The organism is Streptomyces boluensis, from assembly GCF_009908195.1.
Lineage (GTDB): Bacteria > Actinomycetota > Actinomycetes > Streptomycetales > Streptomycetaceae > Streptomyces > Streptomyces boluensis.
In genome coordinates this window covers 1-7,327 of the sequence record NZ_JAAAHS010000384.1, presented here as the reverse complement: position 1 = coordinate 7,327, position 7,327 = coordinate 1, and the positions used below count along the sequence as shown (strand labels likewise).

9 protein-coding genes and 1 pseudogene are annotated in these 7,327 nt (G+C 72.9%); 1 reads left to right on the top strand and 9 read right to left on the bottom strand.

Features of this window, described 5'->3' with window-relative positions; genetic code table 11:
• Window positions 1–71: 71 nt before the first annotated feature.
• The 5 genes from GUY60_RS31535 to tsaB all read right to left on the bottom strand — a co-directional run bounded on the left by GUY60_RS31535 (window position 72) and on the right by tsaB (window position 3,116).
• A complete protein-coding gene (locus tag GUY60_RS31535) occupies window positions 72–422 on the bottom strand; it encodes a YciI family protein (protein ID WP_161704048.1) in 351 nt (116 codons plus the stop codon).
• A gap of 130 nt (window positions 423–552) precedes the next feature.
• Window positions 553–810 carry a hypothetical protein gene (locus tag GUY60_RS31530; protein WP_161704046.1) on the bottom strand — a complete coding sequence of 86 codons (258 nt, stop codon included), beginning with the start codon at window positions 808–810 and terminating at the stop codon, window positions 553–555.
• Window positions 807–1,931, bottom strand: coding sequence for a tRNA (adenosine(37)-N6)-threonylcarbamoyltransferase complex transferase subunit TsaD (gene tsaD, locus GUY60_RS31525; protein ID WP_161704044.1), 1,125 nt, complete (start codon window positions 1,929–1,931; stop codon window positions 807–809). The genes GUY60_RS31530 and tsaD overlap by 4 nt, the downstream gene beginning before the upstream one ends.
• Entirely contained in the window at window positions 1,924–2,403 is a 480-nt protein-coding gene (gene rimI, locus GUY60_RS31520; protein WP_161704052.1) for a ribosomal protein S18-alanine N-acetyltransferase, read from the bottom strand. The genes tsaD and rimI overlap by 8 nt, the downstream gene beginning before the upstream one ends.
• Before the next feature lie 59 nt (window positions 2,404–2,462).
• Window positions 2,463–3,116, bottom strand: coding sequence for a tRNA (adenosine(37)-N6)-threonylcarbamoyltransferase complex dimerization subunit type 1 TsaB (gene tsaB / locus GUY60_RS31515; RefSeq protein WP_161704042.1), 654 nt, complete (start codon window positions 3,114–3,116; stop codon window positions 2,463–2,465).
• 113 nt (window positions 3,117–3,229) lie between these two features.
• On the opposite strand from tsaB, the gene GUY60_RS31510 reads away from it, so the two are divergent.
• The gene (locus GUY60_RS31510) at window positions 3,230–3,778 is read left to right on the top strand and encodes a hypothetical protein (RefSeq protein WP_161704040.1); all 549 of its coding nucleotides are present in this window, start codon (window positions 3,230–3,232) and stop codon (window positions 3,776–3,778) included.
• Between the two features lie 34 nt (window positions 3,779–3,812).
• Here the strand turns inward: GUY60_RS31510 and GUY60_RS31505 are convergent, their stop codons facing one another.
• The 4 genes and pseudogenes from GUY60_RS31505 to alr form a co-directional block, all read right to left on the bottom strand.
• Window positions 3,813–4,022, bottom strand: a complete 210-nt coding sequence (locus tag GUY60_RS31505) for a hypothetical protein (RefSeq protein WP_161704039.1) — start codon at window positions 4,020–4,022, stop codon at window positions 3,813–3,815.
• 143 nt (window positions 4,023–4,165) lie between these two features.
• Window positions 4,166–4,699 carry a tRNA (adenosine(37)-N6)-threonylcarbamoyltransferase complex ATPase subunit type 1 TsaE gene (tsaE, locus tag GUY60_RS31500; RefSeq protein WP_161704037.1) on the bottom strand — a complete coding sequence of 178 codons (534 nt, stop codon included), beginning with the start codon at window positions 4,697–4,699 and terminating at the stop codon, window positions 4,166–4,168.
• A pseudogene (locus tag GUY60_RS31495) lies at window positions 4,617–5,931 on the bottom strand (alpha/beta fold hydrolase). The gene tsaE and the pseudogene GUY60_RS31495 overlap by 83 nt, the downstream one beginning before the upstream one ends.
• A 62-nt stretch (window positions 5,932–5,993) precedes the next feature.
• Window positions 5,994–7,139, bottom strand: coding sequence for an alanine racemase (gene alr / locus GUY60_RS31490; RefSeq protein WP_161704034.1), 1,146 nt, complete (start codon window positions 7,137–7,139; stop codon window positions 5,994–5,996).
• Between the last annotated feature and the right edge of the window lie 188 nt (window positions 7,140–7,327).

The window sequence follows — 7,327 nt, the reverse complement described above, 5'->3', positions numbered from 1 at the left end:
GGGGTGGCCGTTGCTTCGACGTCGTGTTCGTCCGTCACGGCCACCCATCCAAGCACCCGGGCAGCGTGACGTCACTCCTGGATCTGGCGGACCTCGACGGTGACCGTCCAGTCCTCGTCGTGCACCTGGACGAAGCGCTTCGTCCACTCGAGCACCTCGGCCTTGTCCTTGCACTGCCAGATCGTGTAGCCGCCGATGACTTCCTTGGCCTCGGCGAACGGTCCGTCGGTGTACGAGAGCTTGCCGTCCTGCCAGTGCACCCGGGTGCCGTCGGACGTGGGCTGCAGACCGCCCATGTCGAGGATGACGCCGGCCTTGGTGATCTCCTCGAAGAGCTTGCCCATACGCTCTTCCATCTCCGGGCTCTGGGTGGAGGGCGCGTTCTTCTCGTCGATGCGGATGAGCGTCAGAAAGCGCGGCATGCGAACTCCTGTGGTCGTGCGGCGGAGCCTTCTCCGCCGCCGGGCGGGGGCCTCTCCCTCGCCTCTCACCCAAGCGTCGAACAGACCGGGCGGGAATAGACACCCCGCTAAAAGAATCTTCGAGCGATTCTCAAGCGGTCCCGAGCGACTCGAACCGCCACCGGTGCACGGGCCGGGTCACCAGCGCGGCGTCCGGATCCGGCAGTTCGGGCAGGTCGTCGTCGAGGACCGCGTCCCACCAGGTGATGACGAGGACCCGGTCGCCGCGCGCCGCGAACGTCTCACGGCGCAGCGGGTCGGACGCCAGCCACTGGGCGCGGGCCCACTCCAGGAGCTCGCCGCCCCGCCCCTCGACGGCACGGGCCTCCCACATCAGCGCGACGGTCATGAGTACAGGTTGTCCTTGCTGACCTCGTGCACGTGGTCGTGCGAGTGGGCGTGAGCTTGGGTGTGCGCCTGGCCCGGCACGTGCGGGTCCGTCACCGGGAGCGACGAGTCCGCCGACAGGTCCCAGTCGGACGCGGCGCGGTTGCGGGCGACCATCTCGGCGCCGAGGGCCGCGACCATCGCGCCGTTGTCCGTGCACAGCTTGGGGCGCGGCACCCGAAGCCGGATACCGGCCGCCTCGCACCGCTCCTGGGCGAGCGCGCGCAGCCGCGAGTTGGCGGCCACACCGCCGCCGATCATCAGGTGGTCGACGCCCTCGTCCTTGCAGGCCCGGACGGCCTTGCGGGTCAGCACGTCGACGACGGCCTCCTGGAAGGACGCGGACACGTCACGTACCGGAACGTCCTCGCCCGCGTTCCGCTTCGCCTCGATCCAGCGGGCCACGGAGGTCTTGAGGCCGGAGAAGGAGAAGTCGTACGCGGGGTCGCGGGGGCCGGTCAGGCCGCGCGGGAAGGTGATCGCGTTCGGGTCGCCCTCGCGCGCGTACCGGTCGATGACCGGGCCGCCGGGGAAGCCGAGGTTCAGTACGCGGGCGATCTTGTCGAAGGCCTCGCCCGCCGCGTCGTCGATGGTCGCGCCCATCGGCCGTACGTCCGAGGTGATGTCGGAGGAGAGCAGCAGCGAGGAGTGGCCGCCGGAGACGAGCAGCGCCATCGTCGGCTCGGGCAGTTTGCCGTGCTCCAGCTGGTCGACGCAGATGTGCGAGGCCAGGTGGTTCACGCCGTACAGCGGCTTGCCCAGCGCGTACGCGTACGCCTTCGCCGCCGAGACGCCGACGAGCAGGGCGCCCGCGAGGCCCGGTCCGGCCGTGACCGCGATGCCGTCGAGGTCGCGGGCGCTGACGCCCGCCTCCTTCAGGGCCCGCTCGATGGTCGGCACCATCGCCTCGAGGTGCGCGCGGGACGCGACCTCGGGGACGACGCCGCCGAAGCGGGCGTGCTCGTCGACGCTGGAGGCGATGGCGTCGGCGAGCAGCGTCGTGCCGCGCACGATGCCCACGCCGGTCTCGTCGCAGGAGGTCTCGATGCCGAGAACGAGCGGCTCGTCGCGTGAGTCAGCCATGGATGTCGGTTCCTTGCACTGGTACGGAGGAGGCCGGGTCGGCGTGGCGCATCACCAGGGCGTCCACGTTCCCGGGCTGGTAGTAGCCGCGCCGGAAGCCGATCGGCTCGAAGCCGAAGCGTTCGTACAGCTTCTGGGCGCGGGTGTTGTCGACGCGCACCTCGAGGAGCACCTCGGTGCACTCGAAGGCGGTGGCGGCCCGCAGCAGTTCGGTCAGGAGCGCGGCGCCGAGCCCGGTGCCCCAGTGCTCGCGGGCCACCGCGATGGTCTGGACGTCGCCGAGCCCGCCGGCCGCGGCCAGGCCCGCGTACCCCACGATCCGCTCACCGTCGACCGCGACGACGAAGCGGCGGGTCGCCAACGGGCCGCGGGAGTGCGCCAGTTCGGACCAGAACATGCCGCGCGACCAGGCGTCCTCGGGGAACAGCGCGCGTTCCAGTTCGAGTACGGACTCGACGTCCCACCAGCGCATCTCGCGCAGCACGGGCGCGGGGACGGCGGCGGACGCGGAAGGGGCGGGAGGCACGTCGGTCACTTCGGGGTGACCACCTTGTAGTTCTTGGGGACCTGGGCGTCCGGGCGGCGCAGGTACAGCGGCCGGGGCGGCTCCAGCTCCTCGCCCGCCGCGAGCCGCTCGGCGGCCAGGGCGGCGAGCGAAGCGGCCGAGACGTACTCGGGACCCCGCGCGTCGGCGAACGACTCGGGGTAGAGCAGCGCGCCCGCGCCCACCGCGGGCAGGCCCGCGAGCTGTTCGGCGATGTCCGCGGGCCGGTCGACGGCCGGCCCTGTGGTCCGGGTGCGCGGTCCTGAGTACCGCGCCCAGTAGACCTCCTTGCGCCGGGCGTCGGTGGCGACGACGAAGTCGCCCTCGATCCCGGCGGCGTACGCGAGCCCGTCGAGGGTGCACAGTCCGTGCACCGGCACACCGAGCGCCGAGCCGAAGGTCTCCGCGGTCATCAGGCCGACGCGCAGGCCGGTGTACGGGCCGGGGCCGACGCCCGCGACGACCGCGGTGACGGCGTCGAGTTTCACGCCCGCGTCGGCGAGCACCCGGTCGACGGCCGGGAGCAGCAGCTCCCCGTGTCTGCGCGCGTCGACCTGAGCGGACTCGGCGACGACTCGTTCTCCGTCGTGCAGGGCGACGGTGACGGCGGGGGTGGCGGTATCCAGAGCTAGCAAGAGCACGCAAACAGCCTACGGCCCCCGCGCCCCGGGCACGGTGCCCAGGCGAGTGCTTCACCTGCTGCTACCGTCAGCGTCAATCGGCATCAAGTCGTATATACGAAGGGTGGAGCACGGTGGCACGCAGCAGCTCGGGATTCGTGGCCGGGCTCACCGCGGCGGCCCTCGCCGCGGTCGGCTTCCTCGCCTACCAGGCCTCGGCGACCGTTCCGGACACCCTGGGCAAGCCGAAGCAGGACGCGTCGTCGACGGCTCCCCGCACCCCGAAGGCGAACGCCGACCCGAAGGCGGTCCCGGCCGCGTCGGGCCGCGGCGAGCGGGTCGTGTACGCGCTGCGCTCGGACCGCGTCTGGCTGGTCGGCCCGCGCAACAAGCCGAAGCGCGTCTTCGAGGTCACGCCCTCCACGGTCGACCCGCGCCCCGGTGAGTACTCGGTGACGACCCGCTCCGGTTCCGTCGTCGGCTCCGACGGGGTGCCGATCGAGCACGTCGTACGGTTCGCCAACGTCGACGGGGTCGCGATCGGCTTCAGCGCCGCCGTCGACGGCTCCGTGCCGAAGCCCGACCCGACGCAGCAGACCGGCGGCATCCGCGAGACCCGCGCCGACGGCAATGCGATGTGGGAGTTCGCGACGGTCGGCACGAAGATCGTCGTCGTTCCGTAGGTTCCCGTACGGCGTGGTCCCGTACGGCGTCGAGTCAGGCAGCGTTCCGGTGACCGTGGTGGCCGTCGTCCTCGTGCTTCGGCTCCGGGATCTCCACGGTGCGCCGCTCGGGCGCGCCGGGTGGCGTCGAGACCGCCCTCGCGGCCGCGCACGACGCCAGCAACTCGCTCATCGACGGCCCTGACGGCTTGGTCTCACGGGACTCACGGGACTCACGGGACTCACGGGGATCCGACGCCGGCATGGTGCCTCCCGGGCTCTGAGGGCAGGCTTGGTAAGGTGACCCTAACCAAGCCGTGGTCTCCATGTGACCACGCCGGACGCGCACCGCGCAACACGTTGCCGACAGCCTGTCGGAACCTCGGCGGAAGCTACGAGCCGCTCCGCTCAGGCGGCGAGCGCCGCCAGGTCCGCGTTCCGCCAGCGGGCGCCGAGGCCGGTCAGGTGGACCTGGCGCACATCGTCGTCCGTGTCGCCGGTGGCCCGGTGGATGACCACCTGGAGGCGGTCGTCGGACAGCTCCTCGACCTTGCCCTCACCCCACTCGACGACGATCACCGAGTCCGGCAGCGAGACGTCCAGGTCCAGGTCCTCCATCTCGTCGAGCCCGCCGCCCAGGCGGTACGCGTCCACGTGCACCAGCGGCGGACCGTCGCCGAGGGCCGGGTGGACGCGGGCGATCACGAAGGTCGGGGAGGTGACGGCGCCGCGCACGTCGAGCCCCTCGCCGAGGCCCCGGGTCAGCGTCGTCTTGCCGGCGCCGAGCTCGCCGGTGAGCATCACGAGGTCGCCGGGGCGCAGCAGCTTGGCCAGGCCACGGCCCAACTCCCGCATCTGCTCAGGGGAGTTGACGGTGAGGTGGACGGTGGTGGCGGCGGTGGTGGCCTCGGTGGCGGGTGCCGAGTCGTTCGGTGCTTCCATAGCCATCCACGGTAGCGGCTGCGGACGGCTCAGACGGCGGTGCTGCGGGCCTGCTCCCGGGCCCGCACCAACAGGTCGGCCAGCCGGTCCGTGACCGTCTCCGGGTGCTCGAGCATCGCCAGGTGCCCGGCGTCCGGCACGATCACCAGCTCCGCGTCCGGCAGCAGGTCCGCGATGGCCTCGCTGTGCTCGCTGGGTGTCACCAGGTCCTTGTCACCGGCCAGGACGAGTACGGGCAGCGCCGCGAAGTGCCGCAGCGCGTCCGCCTTGTCGTGGTCGGCGAAGGCCGGGTAGAACTCCGCGACCACATCGATCGGCGTGCTCTCGATCATCCGCTCCGCGAACCGCGCCACCGCCGGGTCGACGTCCCGGCCGGCGAACGAGTACCGCTTGATGACGCTCGCGAACAGGTCGGCGGTCGCCCTGCGCCCCTTCTCCACAAGGTCGGCCCGCTGACCGAGCGCCTTGAGCACACCGGGCAGCACCCGCCGCACCGCGTTGACGCCCGCCACCGGAAGGCCGTAGTTGACCTCGCCGAGCTTGCCCGACGACGTACCGACGAAGGCCACACCGGCCACGCGGTCGCGGATCAGCTCCGGGTACTGGTCGGCGAGGGCCATCACCGTCATGCCGCCCATCGAGTGCCCGACCAGGACCAGCGGGCCCTCGGGCGCGGCCGCGTCGATCACCGCCTTGAGGTCGCGGCCCAACTGCTCGATGTCGACCGGACCCCCGCCCTCGGCCTGCGCCCGGCCCCGCTCCGAGCGGCCGTGGCTGCGCTGGTCCCAGTAGACGGCGCGGACGGCGCCGCGCAGGGCCGCGCGCTGGAAGTGCCAGGAGTCCTGGTTCAGGCAGTAGCCGTGGCTGAAGACCACCGTGACCGGTGCCGGGTTCCGGCGGCCGAAGAGGCGGCGGCGCCGGGGCGCCACGTCCTGGTCCGGGTCGGTCTCCTCGACCTCGTAGTACAGCTCGGTGCCGTCGTCGGCCCGAGCCCGGCCGGGCTCGCCGCGCAACGAGCCGTACGGACCGGTGGAGTCCAGGGCGAGCCGGGCCTTCTTGCGCATGCCGCGGCCGACGGTCAGCCGCTCCACGGCGACCCCGGCGGCGGCGCCCGCGGCGACCACGCCTATCGCGGCGCCGGCGAGCCCGGCCCTGCGCCAGCTCGTGCCCCCGGCGGACGTCACCACGTCCACGGCCGCTTCCACGGCGGCCCCCGTACTGTTCTCGCTCACCTGCCGCTCCCGCCTGTTCGTGTCACCTTCGGGTCACCGGTACGCCCGCCTCGCTCAGGTCGTCACTCGTCGACATAGACGCGCGGGACGCGGGATCCGATCCTCGTCACGATCTCGTACGCGATGGTGTCGGCGGCCTGCGCCCAGTCCTCGGCGGTGGGCTCGCCCCGGTCGCCCGGTCCGAAAAGCAGCGCCTCGTCGCCGGGAGCGGGCTCGTCCCCGTCCAGGTCGACCACGAACTGGTCCATCGCGATCCGCCCCGCCACGGTGCGCACCTTGCCGCCGATCAGGACCGGGCCGCGGCCCGACGCGTGCCGGGGCAGCCCGTCGCCGTAGCCGACCGGGACCAGGCCGAGGGTGGTGTCGGCGGGCGTCGCGTAGTGGTGGCCGTAGCTCACGCCGTGCCCCTCGGGGGCGTGCTTGACCAGGGCGAGGGACGCGGCGAGCGTCATCACCGGGCGCAGCCCGAAGTCCGCGGGCGAGCCGAGCTCGGGGCTCGGCGAGATGCCGTACATCGCGATGCCGGGGCGCACCAGGTCGTAGTGCGCGTCCGGCAGGGTCAGGGTCGCCGGGGAGTTGGCGATGTGCCGTACGTCGGGGCGCAGGCCCGCGTCCTCGGCGTACGCCACGGCCTGTGCGAAGGCGGCCGACTGGGCGGCGATCGACGGGTGGCCTGGCTCGTCCGCGCAGGCGTAGTGCGACCAGATGCCGGTGATCCGCACCGTGCCCTCGGCCTCGGCCTTCAGGGACTCCTCGACCAGCTCGGGCCAGTCGGCGGGCTGGCAGCCGCCGCGCCCCAGACCGGTGTCGGCTTTGAGCTGGACGCGGGCGGTACGGCCTGCGGCGCGGGCGGCGGCGGCGGCTTCGCGCAGCGCCCACAGCGCGCCGGCCGACACCTCGATATCGGCCTCGATCGCCTCCCGCCAGGGCCCGCCCGGCGTCCACAGCCAGCACAGGACGCGTGCCTCGTCGAGGCCGATCCCGGCGGCGCGCAGCGCGAGCGCCTCCTCGGGGGTCGCGGTGCCGAGCCAGGTCGCGCCCGCGCGCAGGGCGGCGCGGGCGCAGGGCAGCATCCCGTGTCCGTACGCGTCCGCCTTCACCACGGCCATGAACGCGGCGCGTGGCGCGCGGGCGCGCAGGGCCCGCACGTTGGACCGCAGTGCGGCCAGATCGATCTCGGCGCGGACGCGCAAAGGTGTCTCGTTCATCGTGCGCCCAGTGTCTCAGAGGGGTACGCGTCGCACGGATCACGTGTCCGTCGGACGGGGTTCGGCCCCGGGGCTCCGCCCCGCTCGACTACCTTGCTGCCGTGGAACAGTTGATCACCGAAGACCCGACGCGGATCGGCCCGTACCGTCTGGTGGCCCGGCTCGGCGCGGGCGGCATGGGTCTGGTG